Origin of the sequence: Siminovitchia fortis (assembly GCF_003605365.2) — a bacterium.
GTDB classification, from domain to species: domain Bacteria; phylum Bacillota; class Bacilli; order Bacillales; family Bacillaceae_C; genus Siminovitchia; species Siminovitchia fortis.
Genome location: NZ_QYTU02000011.1, coordinates 57,195 through 79,017 on the forward strand (window position 1 = coordinate 57,195; position 21,823 = coordinate 79,017).

Consider the following 21,823-nt stretch of genomic DNA (forward strand, 5'->3'; position numbering starts at 1 on the left):
TTTGGGTCAATGAATGGAAAACATACAAAAAACCGGCCCTGTGCCGGCTTTTTGTTTTTTATAAAAGTTCTTTCCTTAATTGTTCCGGAGATTTTGGCGACAAATGCCCCAGTGGGACATCAAACACGGTTTTCGCTCCTGTTTGCCCTTCCTGGTTCATTTTATAAGCAGCCCGGGCATAAGTGACCAAAATGCTGGAAGTAAACTCAGGGTTGCTGTCCAATTTCAGGGAGTATTCGACAATTTGACTTGTGTTCTCCCCTGTGATTCCGCTCCTTATAACAAACCCGCCGTGAACCATTTTAGAATGGTTCTTTTTCAATTCCTCTTCGGAAATGAAATTGACAGTTGTGTCATAATCGGCAAAGTAGTTGGGCATTGTTTTGATTTCGCGTTCAATTTTTTCCTTATCAGCCCCTTCTTCTGCCACAACGAAGCATTCCCGCAAATGTTTTTCTCTCGTGGAAAGTTCTGGGTTCTCACCATTTCTGACACGGTTGACCGCCTCTTTGATCGGAATCGTGTACTGGACACCGGCTTTTACTCCTTCCACTCTCCTGATAGCGTCGGAATGTCCTTGGCTGAGTCCTTTCCCCCAAAACGTATAGGTTTCACCTTCAGGAAGTATCGCTTCCCCGAGCAGGCGGTTCATGGAAAACATGCCCGGATCCCAGCCGACAGAAATAATGCTTGTTTTATTTCCGGACTTTGCTGCCTCATCCATTACAGAAAAATATTCCGGTATTTTCGCATGCGTATCAAAGCTGTCAATCGTATTAAAAAGTTTAGCAAAATTCGGCCCTTGTTCAGGGAGGTCCGTTGCTGACCCTCCGCACAAAATCATTACATCGATTTCGTCTTTATATTTTTCCGCTTCAGAGATATGTAAAACCTTCACGGATGGATCCAGCGTATCCACACTTTCCGGATCCCTGCGCGAAAAGACAGCGACAAGCTCCATGTCTTCATTCTGCCTGAGGGCAAATTCCACCCCTTTGCCCAGGTTTCCATAGCCGTTGATGCCAATTCTAATTTTGCGGTTCATATTTTCATCCTCCTTGACAAACATCTGATAAAACTCGTTTCTAACCTATTATGACTCGTTCCTTTGGATATTGGAAGTCAGGTGCTTTGTCGTTGCTCGACATGATGAATAAAAATGACAATATGCCTATTCGGCCGATAAACATCAATATAATGAGCAGCCATTTTCCAAATACAGTCAAATCCGGAGTGATCCCCATGGAAGCCCCGCAGGTTCCAAAAGCGGAAGCCACCTCAAAAATGATTGAGATCAGGCTGACATCTTCAGTTGCTGACAAAATGACAACAGATGAGCCGTATAATATGACGGCGAGCATCAATACAACAAGTGATTTGATCACATCATCATGATGGATTTCCCGTTTAAACACTTTTATCGTCCTGCGTCCCCTCGCATAGTGAATAAGAAATAAAATATTCAAAGCGAATGTCGTCGTCCTGATTCCGCCTCCGACAGAGCTGGGAGATGCCCCGATAAACATAAGCGCCGACATAAACAAAATGGTCGGAGTCGAAAGATCGTTGATGTCCAGCGTCAGTAATCCTGCACTTCTCATTGTAGTTGATTGGAATAGCGAATAAAAGAAAGATTCGTGCCACGACTTTCCAGATAGAAATTCGTTGAATTCAAGCACGAAAATGACCGCCGTCCCAACAACGAGCAAAATGAAATAGGTTGCAGTCGTAATTTTTGTAAATAAAGAAAAGCGGAACTTTGTTTTTGTTCCTTTATAAAATAAAAATTTTCTTACTTCCGTCCAGACCGGAAATCCGATTGCCCCAAGAATAATCAAAATCATTGTTACAAATTGAACAAAATAATCATGAGCAAATGGAATCAGAGATTCACCGGTAATATCAAATCCGGCATTTGTCGTGGCACTGACAGAAGCAAACAATCCTTGAAGAAAAGCTTCCCCGGGACCCTCAAAATAGTTCATGTAATAGGTTCCCAAAACAAGGGCTCCCATTGCCTCAATCAGTATAATCAAATAAAGAATTTGCCGGAGCAGGTTGACCAACCCTGACAAATTCAATTGATTTTGATCCGTTTGAATCAATTGCCTTTGTTTTAATCCGATCTTCTTGCCAAACAAAAGCCAGAAGAAAGTGTTGATCGTCATAATTCCAATGCCCCCGACCTGAAGGGCGAAGATCAAAATAAAAATCCCGGTGACCGAAAACGTTTCGGATAAATCAACAGTCGTCAAGCCGGTCACACTGACTGAACTGGCTGCGACAAATATAGCATCCATCACAGACCAGTCCGCACCTTCCAGCCTGGAAACCGGAAGACTTAGAAGGATCGCTACGACACCAACCGTCAAAAAGTAATAAGAGACCAATACCCGAAAAGGTGTCAGCGACATTTTGTAAAGCCTTCGTTTATGGAATGGTTTCATTTTTCTCATTTCCTCTGTATTTATTCATTATTCCATAATAAGCAAAATGCCGGTGAATGGAAAGGGGTATGTACCTTTTTTGTATCCCAAATGTACCAAAAAACATACAGCATGTTCCAGCATTACTTTTTTCTTTCCCGAACATACTATCAATAAAGCTTTTTAAGGAGGAAAGATGATGGCAAATAGAAGCAATCAATTACTCGTTCCTGGCATCGAACAATATTTGGATCAGGTGAAACTTGAAATTGCCCAGGAATTTGGAGTTGTTCTTGGATCTGATACTGTTGCCAGATCAAACGGATCCGTAGGCGGAGAAATTACAAAGCGCCTCGTCAAACAGGCACAGTCACAATTATCCGGCAATAAACAGCAATAAAAGAAGCAGTCCCTGCTTTTTGCAAAATACAGGGACTGCTCCATTACTTATTTACTTGAAGATTGAAGAACAGCCTTTTTCTTTGACGTAACATAACCAGAAACTGCAATGAGGATAAGGACAATCCAGAATGTCAATTTCCATTCAAACGACTCCGGAAAGTGAGGGTTCAATATACCGAGCTTCTGATGAGACAATGTCAGCACTGCAAGTTTTACCCCCACCCATCCGACAATCAAAAAGGCGGATGTTTCCAAGCCTGGATATTTAGACAACAGGCTGACAAAAGAATTCGCCGCAAATCTCATGATGATGACCCCGATCAGGCCGCCCAACAGCATCACAAGAAATTGTCCTCCGTCAATGCCTCCAATCTGAAACCATCCAGTCGGTTTCAATGTAACGGCAAGCACCACTGCAGCAAGCATTGAATCAATTGCAAATGCGATATCAGCCACTTCCACTTTTAAGACAGTGAACCAAAATGACTGGCTTTTGCTTTCTTCTTTTACCTTTTTTTCATTTTCGGCACCCGTATACTTTTTAACGAGGTAGTGAACAGCCAAAAATAACAAATAGGCTGCACCAATTGCTTGAATCTGCCATACATTAACTAAAAACGTAATTAAAAACAATGCCGTGAAACGGAAGAGGAAGGCGCCGAACAAACCATAGAATAAGGCTTTCCTCTGCTTATCTTTTGGAAGGTGCTTCACCATGACAGCCATTACGACTGCATTGTCCGCTGCCAATATTCCTTCCAGGCCGACCAGTACAACAAGCACCCACAAATACTCCAACATCATTGATAATTCCAAATAAAACCCCTCCCGTGAAAATGATCAACATTCCCATCGGCAGCCTTTATCGGAAAATCAAAAAGACCCTTGCCCGATGGGCAAAGGTCTTGCTGGACATGTTCATGCCAACAAAGCCGGTGAATTTCTTCACGAATTGACGACTTTGTTTCAAATGAGCCCAATAAAGCTCACTTGATGCTACTCCCCTTTGACTATAAGTCAAGCTTATGTTGTTTTTTTCATTATAATTTATAATTGATGAAAAAGCAATGAAAATTTGAAACTATGTCCGCGTTTTCTTTTCCTTCCTGTTCATCCTTCTTGTTTCCGGGTCAAACAGGCTGTAAACAACCGGAATCACGAACAGAGTAAGGAATGTACTGCTGATCAAACCCCCGATAACCGCGACACCCATGGGCTGGTTCATTTCCGTGCCTTCCCCAAGGCCCAGGGCCAAGGGTACCAGCCCCAATATCGTTGTCAATGCAGTCATAAGGATTGGACGGACCCGGTCCTTGACCGATACGACGAGGGCCTCATAGCTTGAAAGGCCTGCCGCTTTCCTTTGATTGATATAATCGACAATCACAATGGCATTATTCACCACAATCCCTGCAAGTATAATGATTCCGATCAAAGCAGGTATGCTGAGTGGGATCCTTGCAATCACAAGCGCGGCTGTCACTCCGATTGTCATAAGCGGTACTGTGAACATGATGACGAACGGATATTTGAAAGACTCAAATTGTGCGGCCATTACGATGTAAACCAAAATGATCGCCAGTACAAAGGCCATGATCATGTCATTGAACGAGTCCTCCAACAGTTCTGTTTCACCGCTGAAGGTGATTTCGGTCTCATCAGGTAAATTCAAATCAGCAATCGTTTCTTCTACCTTTTTGGACATATCGCCGATATTTGTCCCCGTATCGTATTTTAAAGTGAATTCAACGGAATCCTGCTGGTTGATTCTTTGAATTTCCACAGGCCCGGTGCCCGTTTTAATTTTTGCGACATCCTTCAGTTCCGCATAACCACCGCCAGGTGTTTTGATTAAAAGGGTTTTAAGTTTGTCGATGTCCCTTGTGATTTTCTTATCATATTCTACATAAACTCCGTATACATCAGAACTGTCGCCGATAATCTGAGTCGCCTGCACTCCTCTGGTCACATCATTCACTGCCGATGCAATTTGCGCAGGGGCAAGTCCTGCTTCAAGGGCTTTGTCCCTGTCAACGACGATTTGGATCTCTTCGACCGTATCACCTGAGCTTGTGGACAAATCCGTTACATGATCCAATTTCTCAAGAGCGGCGTATATTTTATCAGCACTTTCATCAAGCCGGGATTTGTCTGTATCACCGACATTAAACGTCAATGTCTGGGGTGTGAGCCCTGATGCCGCATCCACATTGAACTTGATGGCTGTTCCCTTTTTAACCTCTTCAACCTTATCTTCAAGCCTCGGCTTCAACGCGTCAACAAACTCAAATACGGACTCGTCCCTCTTACCCAACGGCTTAAGCTTGATATACATTTCGGCTGTATTGCTTTTAGAGGTTCCCTGGAATGACGATTCCTGTGTTGATCCGATCAGGCTGACATACGTATCGACGATTTTCTCATCTTTCAGTTCATTTTCAATCGTCCCGACGACTTTTTCCGTTTCTGAAAGGGCCGAGCCGTTTTCCAATTCCAGATTAATACTGAAAAACCCTTCATCTGTCGGAGGAAGAAATTGCATACCGACCGTAAATAAGCCCAGACCCCCTCCAACGAATAACAGCAGCGATGTGAACAGTACGAGAAAACGGTGTCTCAAAGACCAGCGAACTGTCCTGTCAAGGAAATTCATCGGTTTGGACCTTCGCCTTCTTGCCTCATAATCCCCCTTCGGCGTTTTCAGCCATCTGCTTGCAAGCATCGGGATGACTGTCAACGCTACAAACAGTGAAGCAAAGAGGCTGAACGAAATGGTAAAAGCAAATTCTTTAAACAATTGGCCAAGAAGCCCGCTGATAAAGACGACCGGCAGGAAAACGGCAACGGTTGTCAGAGTCGAAGCTGTGATGGCACCTGCAACCTCTTTTGCCCCTTCCCTTGCTGCAGTCTTTGGATCTTTTCCCATGGAGAGGTGCCTGTAAATATTTTCAATGACGACAATGGCATTATCGACAAGCATTCCAATTCCGAGGGCAAGAGCCCCAAGCGTTATAATATTCAATGCAAAATCAGCAAAAAACATTAGGACAAATGTGACAATAACCGAATAGGGAATCGCAATGCCGATGATGATCGGGCTTTTTACATTCCTTAAAAACAGGAACAGGACAAGCATAGCCAGCGCTCCCCCGATCACAAGCGATGAGGCGATATTGCCGATGGCCATGCGGATGTAGTCACCCTGGTCGAATAGGACATCCGCTTCAATATCCTTGAATTGATCTTTCTTCAGCAATGTTTTTAATTCTTTTTGGAATCCTTTGGAAACATTTGCCGTGTTCGCGTCTGATTCCTGTAAAACACTGAGAAGGACTGAAGGAAGCTCATTCGTTCTTGTGATCATTCTTTCATCCTGTTTCTCCTGTTTCACATCTGCTACGTCCCGTATCCTGATTTTATCGCCGGTCAATGGATCAGCCGTGACAACCAGTTTTTCGATCTCCTTGGTTGAATGCAAAGAACTGATAATTCTTGTCGTCAATTCTTTTCCATCCGTCAGAACCGTTTCGCCGGGCATGGAAATATTATTTGCCTGGATCAGATTAACAATATCCGATTGCGAAAGACCGTATTTTTTTAAAAGATCCTGATCAAGAGTGATGTTGATCTCTTCCGTCAGCTTTCCGGTCACATTTACGTTGGCAACGCCTTCAACTCTCGTCAGCTCGGTCGTCAATTGATCCGCAAGCTTTCTCAATGATTGTTCATCCTTATCTGACTTCAATGAGAGTTGGATGACAGGAAATTGTGAAGGGTCGAATTTCAATAGCCTTGGTTTGGACGCATCGGAAGGGACAGGCGTTTGATCGATCCTCTGCAAAATATCATTTTGGACATCATCAATCAAAGTTGACCATGTGAACTCAAGTACAATTAAATTCGAGCCTTCCTCTGAATAGGACTGCACATTTTTAATTCCCGGCAGCGTTGCCAAATTCGCCTCCAGGGGTTTTGACACTTTTTCAACAACTTCAGTCGGGCTTGCTCCTTCATAAGTTGTCACCACTACCGCAATAGGGGGATTGATTTCCGGAATCAATTTCAGCGGGATTTTTAACAATGAAACAACCCCAAGGATGATGACAAGGAACATTGTGACAATCGTAAAAACAGGTCTCCTTATCGCAAAATTGCTTAAGTTCACGAACGAAACTCCTTTCGGATAAAAGAACGATTTACTAACTGTTAATTATAACAGTTTTGTATTTAATATTTATACTCCCCTGCCGTGAATTGAGCTTTTTCACAAATACGGTTAAGAAAAGCGCAAGCGCCCGTTTAGCGACGTACAAACTGGAGCATTCCGCAATGAGATAAAGGAAACACGGCGAGGTACGAGCCGATGTTGACTTATCGTAGGAGGAGGCGCGAAGTCTGCTAGTCGATAGGCGCTGGCCGCCTTAAAGCGCCACGTCCTGTGGCGCCGGCGGCACTAGGACCTCCTGTCCGTCGAAGCTAGACAACAAAAGGATTTGTTCAAAATTTTAAAGCTAAAACATCTTATACTTTCTCTGAAAAAAAACAGAGGAACCTCTTTCGAGGCTCCCCTATCATGCACAAACCGATGCTAAATCTATGTTTAGCCCATCAAAAATAGATACCTTTACTTCATCCACTTCTGTATAAAGATCTGGACGGCCATATCTTTGGTTCTCCTCCAGTGTAAAGACACTGACTATTTTTTCCTGTGGTTCCACAATCCAATATTCTTTCACTTTCGCCCGTTCATATAAATTAAATTTCTCTATTTTATCTTTTCTGGCTGTTGAAGGTGAAATGATTTCGATAATCAGATCCGGACTTCCTTTGCAGCCGCTGTCATCTAATTTCGATTTATCACAAATTATCGAGATATCTGGTTCACATACGTTCTTACTATTCTCCCAACCATTCGCTTCATCTTCCAAATCAAATACAACGTGAAACGGAGCCGGGTATACTTTACATTCCTTTCCTATTAAAAAATTGGCTATCTGCCGATGCAATTCCGATAATTTTTCCTGATGGATTCTTGAAGGTGTAGCTTGAAAATAAGGGGTACCATCAATGATTTCGATTCTTTCATTGTCCGGCCACGATAAATAATCGGCATAAGTGTGAATCCGGTTCTCTATCGGCAATGACATCAAACTCACCTCAAACCAAATTTTTACCCATTATACCATGAAGACTTCCTTTCAAGACACCTAAGTCAATCAATTTCCATTGGATCCCGCAATTGGATTGCCGGATTTTTATCCATAAACCAGCGCAATGCAAAATCATTCTCAAACAGAAAGACAGGATTGTCGAATCTGTCTTTAACAAGCAAGCTTCGCTGGCTGGACACTGATTCATCTATCTGATCATTTTCAATCCATCTGGCAATTTTTGAACCCATCGGCTCCATGATGACGTCCGAATTATATTCATTTTTCATGCGATGGACAAATACTTCAAATTGGAGCTGGCCGACTGCACCGAGAATATAATCCTCCATGCGGTAAGTCTTGAATAATTGGACGGCGCCTTCCTGAACAAGCTGGTGAATGCCCTTTTGGAAGCTTTTTTGCTTCATGACATTTTTTGCTGTCACTTTTACAAATAACTCAGGTGTAAATTGAGGAAGCTTTTCATATTGGATGATTTTTTTGCCTTCGGCAATCGAATCCCCAATCTGGTACGTCCCTGTATCGTAAAGGCCGATAATATCCCCGCTTACCGCTTTATTGACTGTACTTCTGTCATCCGCCAAAAATTGGGTGGACTGCGACAATTTAAATTGCTTGCCGGTCCTTGCAAGTGTTACGGACATACCTCTTTCAAATTCACCGGAACAAATTCTGACGAAAGCGATGCGGTCACGGTGGGCCGGATTCATATTCGCCTGGATTTTAAAAACAAAGCCGGAAAACCCTTCTGACGCCGGCTCGATTTCACCTAAATTTGACTTTCTCGGCTGCGGAGAGGGAGCAAACTTCAGGTACGTTTCCAAAAAAGTTTGTACCCCGAACGCTGTCAGAGCACTTCCGAAAAATACAGGCGTCATCTCACCTTCAGTCAGCTTTTCAACGGAAAATTCATTCCCTGCCTCGTCCAAAAGCATGACTTCTTCAAGCGCCTGATCATATAGGCCCGTTTGTTTGATCGGGTGATCCCCGGTGACTTCGCCGTCATCATCCAACGGAAGGAAACGGCTCGCTTCATCAGTACGGTACTGTTCAATTCTTTTATAATAGCGGTCATAAATGCCGTAAAACTCTTTTCCCATTCCGATCGGCCAATTCATCGGGTAAGTCTCAATATCAAGCACCTCTTCTATTTCTGCCAGCAGTTCAAGAGGCTGCCTTCCCTGCCTATCCAGTTTATTGATGAAAGTGAAAATCGGAATTCCGCGCATCTTGCATACCTTGAACAGCTTTAATGTCTGTTCTTCTATCCCTTTGGCCGAGTCGATGATCATGACGGCGCTGTCCACCGCCATCAAGGTTCTATACGTATCTTCACTGAAGTCCTGGTGACCCGGTGTATCAAGTATATTGATCCGGAAATCATCATATTGAAACTGCATCACGGATGATGTTACGGAAATGCCGCGCTGCTTTTCAATTTCCATCCAATCCGAAGTAGCATATTTTCCTGTCTTTTTCCCTTTAACCGTCCCGGCATCCCGGATAGCTCCGCCAAATAAAAGGAGCTTTTCAGTCAAAGTCGTCTTTCCCGCATCCGGGTGGGAGATAATTGCAAAGGTCCTTCTGGAATTCACTTCTTTTGCCAAATCGTTTGCCATCACATAAATCCTTTCATTTCAATCTCTTTATAATCTTATTCCTCCAGAAACCGAATTGCAATCATCGATTTTAGACAAAAAGAAAAGCCCTCCAGGGCCAATTTAATGAACAAAGAAACGCTAGTTTATATTCTTTTTAAATCGCGCAATTCAGTTTCTTGCTCGAGAGAGCGCATAGCAAGCGATTCCAGTATCTTGTCCTGGCGCTCTTGTCCATGTTTTAAAGAGGCTATTTCACCGTGTACTTTATGAACATCCATTGTAAGAGATTCCAGTTTGGCATCGGTTTCTTCCTGACGGTCAATGACGGCCCGGATTAAATGAGTGTTTTCATTTAATTGATCTTTAACAAGCTTAAATTCCTCTTTGAATTCCGATCTGACGGAACTTATTTCCTCTTTAAGTTCCGATCTGACAGAACCTATTTCCTCTTTAAGTTCTAATCTGACAGAATCTATTTCCTCTTTAAGTTCTGATCTGACAGAGCCTATTTCCTCTTTCATCAGCCCCATCTCTTCTTTCATAATCCCCATTTCTTCTTTTGTTGCCTGCTGATCTTTTTCAATGGCTGTTACTTTTTGAAGTATGGCTTCGAGTAATTGATGATCCGTCATTTTTATCACTCTTTCCATCCATTTTGGTTAACACTCCCGCATAATTACATTGATTTTACCAAAGTACATGTTAATTACATTTTACGATTTCTCAAATAGAAAGCAATATATATAAGCGCTCCCTCCTTATTTTCTTACTTTATAATTCTTCTGTTACTGGCATTATACCAAACGTATGTTTGCTTTACTAGTAAAAATACAGAAAAGTAAAAAAGCATCCCCGGTAAAATTCGGTGAATGCTTTTTCCCAAAACTATTTTATATTCTTCATTGAGTCATCAGAAACCGGTACATCAAGCATATTTGCACGCCTGCTGTTGGTTCCGATAATATAGATGGCTGCAAACACAATCAACAAAGCAATAATAGACCCTAGGTTGAACAGCCCTTTTTGTGAATACCATACAATCGAATAACCGATCGAGCCGGTGAATAAAGCATAATAGACAAACGGGAACAGTGTCTTCCTTATGACTGTACCTTCTTTTCCCAGGAGCCCTACAACCGCCGATGCTGCAACGACATTGTGGACGCAGATCATATTACCTGCCGCTCCTCCCACTGACTGCAATGCGACAATCCAAGTAGGATCCACTCCAATTTGCGATCCGACATCATATTGGAAAAGGGAGAACATCATATTGCTGACAGTATTGCTTCCCGCTATAAATGCGCCGATCCCCCCTATGAAAGTGGCAAAAAACGGCCAAAACTCCCCCGCAAGCGCCGCTACGCCGTTGGCGAGTTCAATCGGCATCCGCTCATATCCTGCTGCACCTCCTCCGGTGTTTAAGAACACCTGAACCATCGGGACGGTAAAAATCAATGCCGTTGATGCAGCCAGTGCTGTTTTTCCAGATTGAGCCCAGGCTCTCTTGTACCCGTTGCCATTCATACCGTGCAAGAAGAATGTAATGATGGATACCAGTATAAATATCGTACCTGGTGAATGAAGCGGCTGGAAGCTCGCTGTTATGCCCGAATCAAACATGTTTTCAAATGCGATTGTCCAAGACTGGGTCCATTCCAAAAACGGGAGGAACTTCAACCTTGTCAATACAAGGAAAAGACCAACGAGAACATAGGGGGACCAGGCTCTTACCATGCTCATGGATCCGCTTTTATGTGCAATATCTTTCAGGACGACCTTTCCAGTCCACTCCGGATCCCATTTTGACTCATCCTCAAAATTCCACGTTTCTTCCTTTGACGGCAAAAGGAATCCCTTTTTTGCAGCAGAGATAACAATAATCAAGCCCAAAAGGCCGCCGGTCATGGATGGGAATTCTGGTCCAAGCGTATTGGCTACAATCACATACGGAATTGTCATGGCAAATGCAGCAAAAAGAGCAAATTTCCATACTTTAAGCCCTTCAGTAAAAGACTTGTTCTTGCCAAAAAATCTTGTCATCAACGAAACAACAAAAAGTGGGATCAACGTCCCGGCAATCATGTGTAGAATAGAGGCTTTGCCGCCGATCATCGTTACCAATTGAAGGAAATTATTGCTGATGCTCGGGTCAGCCGACAAACCCGTTTGAATCCCGACCAAAACAGGCGTGCCGACCGCTCCGAATGTAACCGGCGTGCTTTGAATCACCATACCGGCCACAACCGCAGCCATTGCCGGAAAGCCCAATCCAACAAGCAAAGGAACAGCTACCGCAGCAGGGGTCCCAAATCCTGCGGAACCTTCGATGAAAGAACCGAAAAGCCAGGCGATAATAATCACTTGGATTCTCCGGTCTTCCGAAATATCCGTAAACCCTTGGCGGATCGTTTTCATCCCGCCGCTTTCCTGCAAAGTATTCAACAGCAAAATGGCTCCAAAAATAATGTATAAAAGCGTAATGGCTACAATGACGCCATTAATAGTTGCGGCAGTGACATTTAATCCGGGAACCTTCCAGACAAAAAGTGCCAATACAACAGCCAAAACATAGGAAATAGGCATCGCCCTGCTCGCAGGCCACCTAAGACCAACCAGAAACACACCTACAGCAATAATGGGCAAGAGAGACAAAAAAGCAAGCAAACCGGTACTCATTTTGCACTTTCCCCTTTCCTTATTGATAAGTGCCCTATTCTTGAGGTGATCTGTTGTTCTATGAGGCTTTTAATATATTAAAAATATCTGTAAACATACTTATTTTACCGATATTAGTTTGACCTTTTGATCAGGCTTTTTTCAACTCCTGTTTGATTTCGGCACACTTCCCGGGTGTAGGGAACAGCTTACCTGCATTCAGCAGATTGTCATGGTTGAATACCTTCCTTATATCCGTCTGGGCAATAATTTCTTCATCCGTAAAAACAAACCGCATCTCTTCTTTCTTTTCGATCCCGACGCCGTGTTCGCCTGTAATCGTTCCGCCCGCATCTGCGCAAGCTTTCAAACAGGCACTGCCAGCTTCTATGGCCTTTTCAGTTTCGCCCGGTACACGGGAATCAAACAATACCAACGGATGAAGGTTCCCATCTCCTGCGTGAAAAATATTCGCTATCCGCAGTCCTGACTCTTGGCTGATTTCATTGATTTTACTTAAAACTTCAGGGAGCTTGCTCCGGGGAATGACACCGTCCTGAACAAGATAATCATGCGAGATGGCTCCCATTGCCCCAAAGCCGGTTTTTCTGTTTGCCCACCATCTTTCTCTTTCTGCTTCATCTCTCGCTGCCCTTACTTCCCTGACATTCCGGTTTCTGCAAACTTCCAAAATTTGATTGATCTGCTCCTCTATCCCTGCACGAATGCCATCCACTTCAATTAAGAGAAGGGCCTCAATATCTTTGGGATGGCCGACAGGAAATGCGGCAGCTTCCACCCCTTCAATCGCAATTTTATCCATCATCTCAAGGGCGGCAGGTACAATGCCGGCAGAAATGATGTCAGACACTGCCTGGCTTCCGTCTTCCACCCTGTCAAAATAAGCGAGCACTGTCTGCTTCGCTTCGGGATTTTTTAAAATCCTCACGGTGATTTTCGTGACGATGCCAAGAGTCCCCTCCGATCCTGTCAAAAGCCCGAGCAAATCATAACCAGGTGCATCAGGAATTCCATTTTTCCCGATTTCAACCACTTCACCATTTGGCAGTACGACCTCCAATCCCAATATATGATTGGTTGTCACACCATATTTCAGGCAATGTGCCCCTCCGGCATTTTCGGCTACATTGCCGCCGATCGTGCAGCAATATTGGCTCGATGGATCCGGTGCATAATAATACTCTTGATCTGAAACGGCATGTGTCAATTTCAAATTGATGAAGCCAGGTTCAACGACAGCCCGCCTGTTTTCGAGATCGACACTCAGCAGTCTCTTCATCCTTGTCAGGCTGATGATCACTTCACCGTTGATCGGAATGGCACCGCCGCTCAGCCCCGTCCCGGCCCCTCGTGCCAAAAATGGCAAACCGTTTTCTGAACAGTATTTGACGACTGCCGCCACCTCTTCCGCATTTTGCGGAAAGACAACCGCCCTTGGCAAATATTTTTGTACGGTGAATCCGTCGCAATCGTAAGCGGCCAGATCCGCTTTTTTAAATAAAATTGAACCGGGGCCTGAGACGAGGGTTGCCAATTGAATGATATGCCTGTCTTTTGTGTACACCTTACTTGCCACTGCCTTCCACCTCCCTGCCTTCCTTTTGATAAGCCCAATCCAGCAATTGAACCGTATGAACGATCTTTTGATTACGGCCGTACTTTTGGACTCCAAGCGCCATCTGCAGCATGCAGCCCGGGTTGCCCATCGAAATCATCTCAACTTCTTCCGGGACATTTTCCATTTTGCTTTGCAGCACTGCATCGGCCATCTCAGGGTTGGTAATATTGTAGATTCCTGCACTGCCGCAGCATCTGTCGGCGTTTGGCATATGAACCATTTTTACACCGGGAATATCCAGCAGCAGGTCACGGGGTTCCTGCCGCACTCCCTGTCCATGGGCCAAATGGCAGGCATCGTGGTACGTGATCGTCGTTTCAATGGGTGCTTTCGGTATTTCGTATCCTGTATCATGAAGATATTTTGCGACATCAACCACTTTCTCCGAAAATTTTTCTGCGCGCGCCTTCCATTCAGGGTCCTGGCGGAACAGTTCATGATACTCTTTCATCATGGAACCGCAGCCTGCCGCATTGACAACAACGTTTTGTGCTTCTTCGAATGCTTCTATATTCTGCTTGGCAAGCTTCCTGCCCGTATCCCTGTCGCCGGCATGAACATGCAGAGCACCGCAGCATGTCTGATTTTCCGGGATCATGACATCGTTTCCATTTCGCGTCAGCACATTGATTGTCGCTTCATTCACGTCGGCGAACATCACATCCATCACGCAGCCAGTAAGCATAGCAACTTCCGCTTTCTTATCCCCTTGGGCTTTTATCACTTTTTCGTTCTTATATTTTTTCCGGACAGGCTCCCGGACCTCAGGCATGATTCCTTCCATTTCAGCCAGGTGGTCCGGCATGATATTGATCAAACCCGTTTTCCGCACAGCTGTCTGCATACCGCTCTTTTGGTAAAATCTCAGCAGTTTTCCAAGCTTGTTCATCCGTTCTGGATAAGGGAACAGTTTTTCCAGGAATAATTTGCTGACTGTGCTCTTCCAGCCTGTAAGTGGCATTGCCTGGCGGATCTGCCCTCTTGCTTCTTCAATAAGGCCGCCGACATTCACATCAGCAGGACAGGCGGTTGTGCACGCCCGGCAATCCAGGCAGTCAAAAACCGGATCAATCAGTTCCTCATTGACTTCAAGGCGCCCCTGGGCAACTGATTGGATCAAATGCACCCTGCCTCTTGGCGAATGCTGCTCCTGGCCTGTGATTTCATAGGTCGGGCAGGATTCAAGGCACATGCCGCAATGAACACAATCCGCCCATTTATTTGGATCAGGGGGATCATTCCAGAGATAATTGCCCAATTGCATCGTGGTACATGCAGGTTCCTGAGTGATTTCCTTCTCTATCGTTGCCACTATTAAATCCCTCCCAAAAACCTTTGCGGATTCAAAATGCCGTTCGGATCAACCGTTTTCTTGATTCCCTCCATCAGGAAAAAATAAGGAGGTTTCTCTCCCCATGTGTCGATTTGCTTTCTTTGCTTATACGGCAAATGGGTGACAGTTGCATATCCGCCGTACTCCCTTGCTTTTTCCCTTAATTGCAGGATTGTATCGGCCACCAAACTTTCTTCTCCTTTCATTACTGCCCGGCATAAGCCGTGCCCCATTCCCCCATGCGCTTGGATTGATAAACGGCCAGGATTTTCCAATTTGATAGTTTCTTCTATTATATGGAGCACGTCCAGATTGACCACGCCTATTTTCACCGACGCCTCCAGTTCTTCCAACGATTCAATGACGGGGTTTTCATAAAACTTATTCCAAAAATCGCAGGCTTCTTCCTCTGAAAGCACTCTGACTTCCGTGCCGTCGGGCCTGAGATCCCTTAAATAATTCTCTTGATACAGAACCGAGCTTTCCACATCTTCAAAAGCGATGGCCAATGTTTTGCTGCGTCTTTCTGTCAACTTTTCGGCAAGTGGCGGGTTAAGCAATTCCAATGACACCGGTTCCAGCATTGAATCAAGCAGGCGGATGCAAAATTTCCTGATCTGATCCATGTTTCCTTCAGGAAATGATATAAGAACGAGGGTCTCATACTTTGGCAGCGGCCTGAGTTTAAATGTAATCTCAGAGAGGACGCCAAGGGTCCCCATGGAACCGATAAACAATTTATTCATATCATAACCAGCCACATTTTTAACGACCTTTCCGCCAGTACGGATGATCGTCCCATTCGGATAAACAACCCTCAACCCGATGACCGAATCCCTTGCCGAACCGTAACCCAGCCTCTTGGGGCCGCTGTCATTCGCAGCAATTACGCCGCCGACTGTAGAGGTTTGCGGTGTAAACGGATCAATGGAAACCCTTTGGTTATAGCGTGAAAGATACTCCTGGAGCTCGCCGAAGCGGGTTCCTGCTTTGACAGTGACCGTCATATCTCCCGGAACATGCTCTACAATCCCGCTGTAACTTTTTAAAGACAATAAAATATCCGTACTTTCAACGAGGCCGCCGCAGCCTCTCTTCGTTCCAGCTCCCATAATAGAAACAGTTTGGCCGGATTGGTCGGCATAGGATAATATATTTGCAATCTCCTGTTCAGACTGCGGGTATACAGTGATATTTCCTCCATTCCCAAGTTCATGATCAGTTTCCCCGGCTGCAAAACGATCTTCAGAAATTACCGCCTTCAATTCAGATAAAATACTGGTTGTTGATATTGGACTCACCACCTATTTATGTAAAGATTATCCTGTTCCTTCATTAAATCACTAAATCTATCTATATTCAATTAATTATTTGAATATACAAACTCTTTTGCATTGGGAAAAACCTTGCGATAATTTATCAACATTCTTAACTTGATAGATTAACATAAAGTGCAGTACAGTTTTTCATTTGCATGCACTTATCTTTCCTTAATGCTTCGGTTGCAAGCGCTGTTTCATACAGTGCTTAAGTGTTTTCATGCTGAATAAAATGATTACAACGGGAAGTAATCAGCACATATAGAAAAAAGTCATGAGCCACATTACATATTCCGATGATTCAAACTGTCAGAAATTATTGATTTCAACTCATCTAAGGAATAAAATTTTAATTAACATCTTGAGGGTTTCGTTTTTAAAAGAAAATAAAGGAGGATATTTTTATGGAACAACGGCAACAGCTGGCTAAGACGTTGAAGCCCCACTGGGTTTGGGCCATCGCATTCGGATCATGTATCGGCTGGGGAGCCTTTGTATTGCCTGTTGATTGGATGTCCATGGCCGGGCCTCTTGGTGTCATTATCGGTTATTCCATCGGAGCACTTCTTATGATCGTTATTGGTGTAAGTTATGGATACCTGGTTGAAAAGCTGCCGGTGTCGGGCGGAGAGTTTGCCTATGCCTATTATGGGCTTGGAAGGTATCATGCATTCTTTTGCGGATGGTTCCTTACACTCGGCTATATGTCAATCGTCGCTTTAAACGCATCTGCCTTGGCCCTGTTGGCAAAGTTTACAATGCCTGCTTTTTTCACTAAAGGGCATCTTTACACGATTGCCGGATGGGAAGTTACGATTGGCGAAATAATCATTGCATGTCTCGCCCTGATTTTCTTTGCTTATTTAAACATTCGTGGAGCCAGCCTTTCGGGGCTCTCACAGTTCATCTTTTGCGTCGGCCTTGTTGTGGCGGTTGTATTATTGACAGTTGGAATGGTTCTGCACCCTTCCAGCTCATTTTCAAACCTCCAGCCTCTTTTTAAGCCGGGAACCTCATCAGTAGCTGCAATTGCTGCCATCATAGCCATTGCGCCATGGGCATATGTCGGATTTGACAATATCCCTCAGGCAGCTGAAGAATTCGATTTCCATCCAAGCAAATCATTCAAGCTGATATTCTGGGCATTGATCTGTGCCGGTTTAACTTATGCCTTTCTCATCATTGCCACTGGTGTTGGCATGCCCTGGATGAATACGGTTGACGCCGGTTTCATGTGGGGAACGGGGACAATTGTTGAAAATGCATTTGGCAGATTTGGTGTCCTTATACTTGCTTTTGCCGTTATGATGGGAATTTTTACAGGACTAAACGGTTTTTATGTATCGACAAGCCGCCTGCTGTTTGCAATGGGGAGAGCGAAAGTCATTCCCGATTCTTTTGGTGAACTACATCCAAAATACGGAACTCCGAAACTGGGCATCTGGTTTACTATGGCAGCTTGTCTCATAGCTCCGTTCTTCGGAAGGCAGGCACTATTATGGGTCGTCGACATGGCTGCCTTGGGAGTTACGATCGCCTACTTCTATACGACATTTGTTGCCTACCGCCTCTTTAGATGGTCAGACCAGGATACTGGAAAAACAAGGGATATCTCGCTCATTGCGCCTGGCAGGAAGCTCATTGCACTTATTGGGGTTATAAGCAGCATCGGTTTCTTCCTATTACTAGTAGTTCCCGGCTCCCCGGGATTTTTGGGAACGCCGTCATGGATTGCCCTGCTTGTCTGGGTGGCACTCGGAGGCACCTTCTTCCTTACAAGATATAAAAATTACAGTGAAATGCCTAAGAAAGATTTGGATCTTTATATTTTGGGCGATTTCAAGGATAGCGAAAATTCAGCCGGTTCCCTAACCACTGAACCCGAAGCAAAATAGTTTTTAATTAAAGCTGCGGCCTGGGCCGCAGCTTTTTTCAAATACTCAGCCTAACCCCCTCCATTCATCCTTTACAATAAACCCTTAAATGAATTTTGCTACCCCCAAGGTTAAAAATATAATAATGACCATTATCAATGCAGCGTTATTCCAAAGTCTGTTTCTGAATTCAGGCCTCACTTCCTTAGAATTCAATAAGAAAAGAAGAGTAATGGCGAGAAGCAGCAGGAATAGCGATCCAAGGGCTGCGTACAGCAAGACTAGTCCAATTGGCTGGTTGAATAAAAGAAGAAGCCATGAAGGAAATGTCAACCAAGCGAGAAATGCCCTGTAAGCTGGATCTTTCTCATCAATCGGCTTTTTGATTTTAACTTCGTCAACCTTCTTTTTTAAATTGCGCATGAAGTCCGCAAAGAGATAAGGAATCCCATTCCACGATCCGATTAATCAGTGATGGCGATCAATGCAGGAAAAGCAGTAGTTTCAATCATTCCTAATGCAACGTTTACGTATACCGCCCTCTTCACCTCTCTTCATATAAAATGGTCAGTTGGACGTTTAACCCCAATTTCCAAGTGCTTATTTATCTTTGGAATGATTTTGTCTAATTCACCTATACTTTCAATGACATAGTGTGCCCCAGCTTCCTTGAACTTCTTGGACACTTGGTCCATTTTGTAAGCAAGATTTTCAGGGCTTAGTGCATTTAATTCCGTTTCTTTTAACCCGAGCTCGCTACTTCCTTTTAAAATTCCTACAGCCCAGGTACCCGCATTAATTCCTTCTTTGATATCGCTGACTGTATCACCGACTTTTACAACATGTTTCATAGGATAGACTTCCAAATTAATGGCATTTTGATAGATCATCCAAGGGTACGGTCGCCCTCCGGGTAAATGATCAGATGTCACCATCGAATCAGGTACATAGCCCCTTTTTCTAGCTTCTGGAGCTACGATTTTCATCATTTCTCCTGTATACCCGGTTGTCGATCCAATTTTCAACCCTTGGGTTCTCAAACGACTTACTAAATCAACTGCCCCCGGAACCGGTTCACAGTATTTTGGAAGGATGGAAAACAGCATCGGTTCAAAATCTTCATAAAGTGCGTCAACGTCCTCTTTCTGGGGAAATCGACCGAATTTTTCCTTCCAAATGTTTGCAATCCGTTCCATTTTGCACATTTCATTGATGTGATCCCATTTCAATAGCCCCATGGGAGCCCGAGCTTCATCATCGGTAACGTTTATTCCCCTCTTTTTGAATACTTCAATAAAAACATCCAGGGGTGCAAAGCAGCCGTAATCTATAATAGTACCGGCCCAGTCAAAGATAATTGCTTCAATTTGTGGGGGTTTTTCATCCATAATGTCAACCTCCTTCATTACAAAACATAGTAATATCTTTTAACCAAAATCATCCTTTAATGTAATGTTATCGCTCATCCTTGGCTTTTTTTGAGAATGTGCCGATTTTTTTATGAATCAGGATTCCACTCATCTTTCACCTGCAGATACCTCAATCAATTAAAATACCAGCCCTTCCGGCTTGTCACCGAACGGGCTGGACTTTTATTTTGTTTATTTTTTCCAATTCTCGTGATCCAAGTGTTTGTATTTATCCAGGAAGCGTGTTGGCATTTTCAGAGCATCTCTCCTGAATGGCGGAGCAAGCTGTGTTCCATCGACGTAGATGTTAAGCACTGCCGGCTTCCTCTTTTCAAGAACTTCTTTTACTACCGGTCCAATTTCCTCCGGCTTGTTGATCGTATAGCCAAGCGCACCCATTGACTTCGCCACTTCCGCAAAATCTGGCGCTTCGATGTCGGAACCGATAAAGCGGTTGTCATAGTAATCTACCTGATTTTTCTTTTCAGCAGCCCAGGACTTGTTGTTAAAGACACATGCGATGACTGGAATGTTCTGCTCTACTGCTGTGCTCACTTCATGCAGGCTCATTCCCCACGCGCCGTCTCCGATGATGGCTGCTACAGGAGTATCAGGTTCGGCAAGCTGGGCACCCATGGCTGCAGGGTAAGCGAAGCCTGTATTACCGAAAGTCAACGCTGCAATATGGCGTCTCGTCTGATTGAATTTCAAGTAAGCATTTGCTGTGGATGATACGTTTCCGATATCGGTTGAGATAATTGTATTTTCAGGAAGCGCTCGCGTCAACTCCAGCAATGCCCTGCGCGGATTGATCGGGTTGCCCGGCTCCATTGCCAGATCAACAAGCTCCTGCTCCCAGGCTTCTTTTCGCTTTGCAATTTCAGCCATGCGCTCCGTGTTTTTCGAAGGCTCAGGCTGTACTTTCAACAACTGTTTATACAGCTCTTCACCGGCTGCTTTTGCGTCACCAATAATTCCCACTTCAATCGGGTGTGTTCTTGCGATATTTCGCGGATTGATATCAACCTGAATGATCTTCGAATTTTTAGGGAAATAATCGATATCGTAGCAAGGCAGTGTTCCAAAGACGGATAGGCGGGTTCCAATCGCAATCAGAACATCCGCGTCTTTTATTGTGTTCATGGCCGCTTTTGATCCCATGTAACCGATCGGTCCGACAGCCAGTGGGTGATCTGCCGGGAATGCGTCATTATGCATGTAAGATACGGCAGCTGGCGCAGATAAATGTTCCGAAATTTTCACAACTGTTTCTACCCCGTCAGCATCTACAGCACCACGACCGGAAATAATAACCGGGTTTTTCGCATCTTTAAGCAGTTCGACTGCTTTTTGAATTAATGCAGGGTCACCGCTTCCTCTTGCATCCGTGCGGTATTGATGCGGTTCAAGGATTTGATCTTCCAATTCTCCGTAGAAAAGGTCACGCGGAATATCGTATAAAACCGGGCCGCGTTCAGCATATGCGATCCTGAAAGCTGTGCGCAGACAGTCGGCTACACGGCTTGTGTGCGTCACCCGTACAGTTTCCTTTGTAATAGACTTAAAGATTGATACCTGGTCAGCTTCCTGGAATCCATCCCAACCAATTGTCGGTGTTCCGGCAGATGGGGAAATGACAACCATCGGAGTATGCGCCTGGTATGCGGCTGCCACAGATGTCACCATATTTGTGATCCCCGGTCCATTCTGCCCAATGACGACCCCTGCTGTACCTGATACTCTAGTAAAAGCATCAGCCATATGCGCAGCACTCTGTTCATGGCGGACAGGGATGAATCTGATTCCTGCTGTCGGGAACAAATCAAGCATATCCATGAAAGCAGATCCAACTATCCCGTAGATTTCTTTTACATTTTCCTGCACAAGAGTTTCAACAATTGCCTCACTCGGCGTCATTTTCATTTTTTGTCCCGTTACAGCCTTTTGTTTTACCGCTTCCTTTTGAGCCATTTCAATTCCTCCCTCACTAT

16 protein-coding genes and 1 riboswitch are annotated in these 21,823 nt (G+C 44.4%); of the genes, 2 read left to right on the forward strand and 14 right to left on the reverse strand.

Going from position 1 to position 21,823, the window contains the following annotated elements; all coding sequences use genetic code 11:
• Positions 1–58: 58 nt before the first annotated feature.
• Complete coding sequence (locus D4N35_RS07030; protein ID WP_120071853.1) at positions 59–1,045, reverse strand: diaminopimelate dehydrogenase; 987 nt, start codon at positions 1,043–1,045, stop codon at positions 59–61.
• A gap of 40 nt (positions 1,046–1,085) precedes the next feature.
• Positions 1,086–2,447, reverse strand: coding sequence for a TrkH family potassium uptake protein (locus D4N35_RS07035; RefSeq protein WP_120071855.1), 1,362 nt, complete (start codon positions 2,445–2,447; stop codon positions 1,086–1,088).
• A 178-nt stretch (positions 2,448–2,625) separates the two neighbouring features.
• On the opposite strand from D4N35_RS07035, the gene D4N35_RS07040 reads away from it, so the two are divergent.
• Positions 2,626–2,826, forward strand: a complete 201-nt coding sequence (locus D4N35_RS07040; protein ID WP_120071857.1) for an alpha/beta-type small acid-soluble spore protein — start codon at positions 2,626–2,628, stop codon at positions 2,824–2,826.
• Between the two features lie 47 nt (positions 2,827–2,873).
• Here the strand turns inward: D4N35_RS07040 and D4N35_RS07045 are convergent, their stop codons facing one another.
• The 9 genes from D4N35_RS07045 to D4N35_RS07085 form a co-directional block, all read right to left on the reverse strand.
• Positions 2,874–3,644, reverse strand: a complete 771-nt coding sequence (locus D4N35_RS07045) for a TerC family protein (RefSeq protein WP_120071859.1) — start codon at positions 3,642–3,644, stop codon at positions 2,874–2,876.
• 38 nt (positions 3,645–3,682) lie between these two features.
• A riboswitch (yybP-ykoY riboswitch) is annotated at positions 3,683–3,845 on the reverse strand.
• A gap of 64 nt (positions 3,846–3,909) precedes the next feature.
• Positions 3,910–6,993 (reverse strand): efflux RND transporter permease subunit, encoded by a 3,084-nt coding sequence (locus D4N35_RS07050; RefSeq protein ID WP_120071863.1) that lies wholly within the window; start codon positions 6,991–6,993, stop codon positions 3,910–3,912.
• Between the two features lie 406 nt (positions 6,994–7,399).
• Positions 7,400–7,975 carry a Uma2 family endonuclease gene (locus D4N35_RS07055; protein WP_120071865.1) on the reverse strand — a complete coding sequence of 192 codons (576 nt, stop codon included), beginning with the start codon at positions 7,973–7,975 and terminating at the stop codon, positions 7,400–7,402.
• A 65-nt stretch (positions 7,976–8,040) separates the two neighbouring features.
• Positions 8,041–9,618, reverse strand: a complete 1,578-nt coding sequence (locus D4N35_RS07060; RefSeq protein ID WP_120071867.1) for a peptide chain release factor 3 — start codon at positions 9,616–9,618, stop codon at positions 8,041–8,043.
• Between the two features lie 125 nt (positions 9,619–9,743).
• Positions 9,744–10,250: a chalcone isomerase family protein gene (locus tag D4N35_RS18370; protein WP_235870320.1), complete on the reverse strand. Its 507-nt coding sequence runs from the start codon at positions 10,248–10,250 to the stop codon at positions 9,744–9,746.
• A 235-nt stretch (positions 10,251–10,485) separates the two neighbouring features.
• Entirely contained in the window at positions 10,486–12,279 is a 1,794-nt protein-coding gene (locus D4N35_RS07070; protein WP_120071869.1) for an L-lactate permease, read from the reverse strand.
• A gap of 130 nt (positions 12,280–12,409) precedes the next feature.
• Complete coding sequence (locus D4N35_RS07075; RefSeq protein ID WP_120071871.1) at positions 12,410–13,855, reverse strand: FAD-linked oxidase C-terminal domain-containing protein; 1,446 nt, start codon at positions 13,853–13,855, stop codon at positions 12,410–12,412.
• Positions 13,845–15,161 (reverse strand): (Fe-S)-binding protein, encoded by a 1,317-nt coding sequence (locus D4N35_RS07080; protein ID WP_390614728.1) that lies wholly within the window; start codon positions 15,159–15,161, stop codon positions 13,845–13,847. Before D4N35_RS07080 ends, D4N35_RS07075 begins: the two co-directional genes overlap by 11 nt.
• 50 nt (positions 15,162–15,211) lie before the next feature.
• Positions 15,212–16,522: an FAD-binding oxidoreductase gene (locus D4N35_RS07085; protein WP_120071922.1), complete on the reverse strand. Its 1,311-nt coding sequence runs from the start codon at positions 16,520–16,522 to the stop codon at positions 15,212–15,214.
• Between the two features lie 431 nt (positions 16,523–16,953).
• Here D4N35_RS07085 and D4N35_RS07090 point away from each other — a divergent pair, with 431 nt between their 5' ends.
• A complete protein-coding gene (locus D4N35_RS07090; protein ID WP_120071875.1) occupies positions 16,954–18,444 on the forward strand; it encodes an APC family permease in 1,491 nt (496 codons plus the stop codon).
• An 84-nt stretch (positions 18,445–18,528) separates the two neighbouring features.
• Here D4N35_RS07090 and D4N35_RS07095 read toward each other — a convergent pair whose 3' ends face one another.
• From D4N35_RS07095 to xsc, 3 genes are all read right to left on the reverse strand, one after another.
• Positions 18,529–18,846, reverse strand: coding sequence for a hypothetical protein (locus tag D4N35_RS07095; RefSeq protein WP_186306482.1), 318 nt, complete (start codon positions 18,844–18,846; stop codon positions 18,529–18,531).
• Positions 18,847–18,977: 131 nt separating this feature from the next.
• A complete protein-coding gene (phnX, locus tag D4N35_RS07100; protein ID WP_208646278.1) occupies positions 18,978–19,811 on the reverse strand; it encodes a phosphonoacetaldehyde hydrolase in 834 nt (277 codons plus the stop codon).
• Between the two features lie 213 nt (positions 19,812–20,024).
• Positions 20,025–21,803: a sulfoacetaldehyde acetyltransferase gene (xsc, locus tag D4N35_RS07105; protein WP_120071879.1), complete on the reverse strand. Its 1,779-nt coding sequence runs from the start codon at positions 21,801–21,803 to the stop codon at positions 20,025–20,027.
• Positions 21,804–21,823 lie beyond the last annotated feature (20 nt).

Bases quoted from the DNA above. Each gene is read 5' to 3' on its own strand.
- D4N35_RS07030 (WP_120071853.1), bottom strand. From the start codon at position 1,045: ATGAACCGCAAAATTAGAATTGGCATCAACGGCTATGGAAACCTGGGC.
- D4N35_RS07035 (WP_120071855.1), bottom strand. From the start codon at position 2,447: ATGAAACCATTCCATAAACGAAGGCTTTACAAAATGTCGCTGACACCT.
- D4N35_RS07040 (WP_120071857.1), top strand. From the start codon at position 2,626: ATGGCAAATAGAAGCAATCAATTACTCGTTCCTGGCATCGAACAATAT.
- D4N35_RS07055 (WP_120071865.1), bottom strand. From the start codon at position 7,975: ATGTCATTGCCGATAGAGAACCGGATTCACACTTATGCCGATTATTTA.
- D4N35_RS07060 (WP_120071867.1), bottom strand. From the start codon at position 9,618: ATGGCAAACGATTTGGCAAAAGAAGTGAATTCCAGAAGGACCTTTGCA.
- D4N35_RS18370 (WP_235870320.1), bottom strand. From the start codon at position 10,250: ATGGAAAGAGTGATAAAAATGACGGATCATCAATTACTCGAAGCCATA.
- D4N35_RS07070 (WP_120071869.1), bottom strand. From the start codon at position 12,279: ATGAGTACCGGTTTGCTTGCTTTTTTGTCTCTCTTGCCCATTATTGCT.
- D4N35_RS07080 (WP_390614728.1), bottom strand. From the start codon at position 15,161: ATGCAATTGGGCAATTATCTCTGGAATGATCCCCCTGATCCAAATAAA.
- D4N35_RS07090 (WP_120071875.1), top strand. From the start codon at position 16,954: ATGGAACAACGGCAACAGCTGGCTAAGACGTTGAAGCCCCACTGGGTT.
- D4N35_RS07095 (WP_186306482.1), bottom strand. From the start codon at position 18,846: ATGCGCAATTTAAAAAAGAAGGTTGACGAAGTTAAAATCAAAAAGCCG.
- phnX (WP_208646278.1), bottom strand. From the start codon at position 19,811: ATGGATGAAAAACCCCCACAAATTGAAGCAATTATCTTTGACTGGGCC.
- xsc (WP_120071879.1), bottom strand. From the start codon at position 21,803: ATGGCTCAAAAGGAAGCGGTAAAACAAAAGGCTGTAACGGGACAAAAA.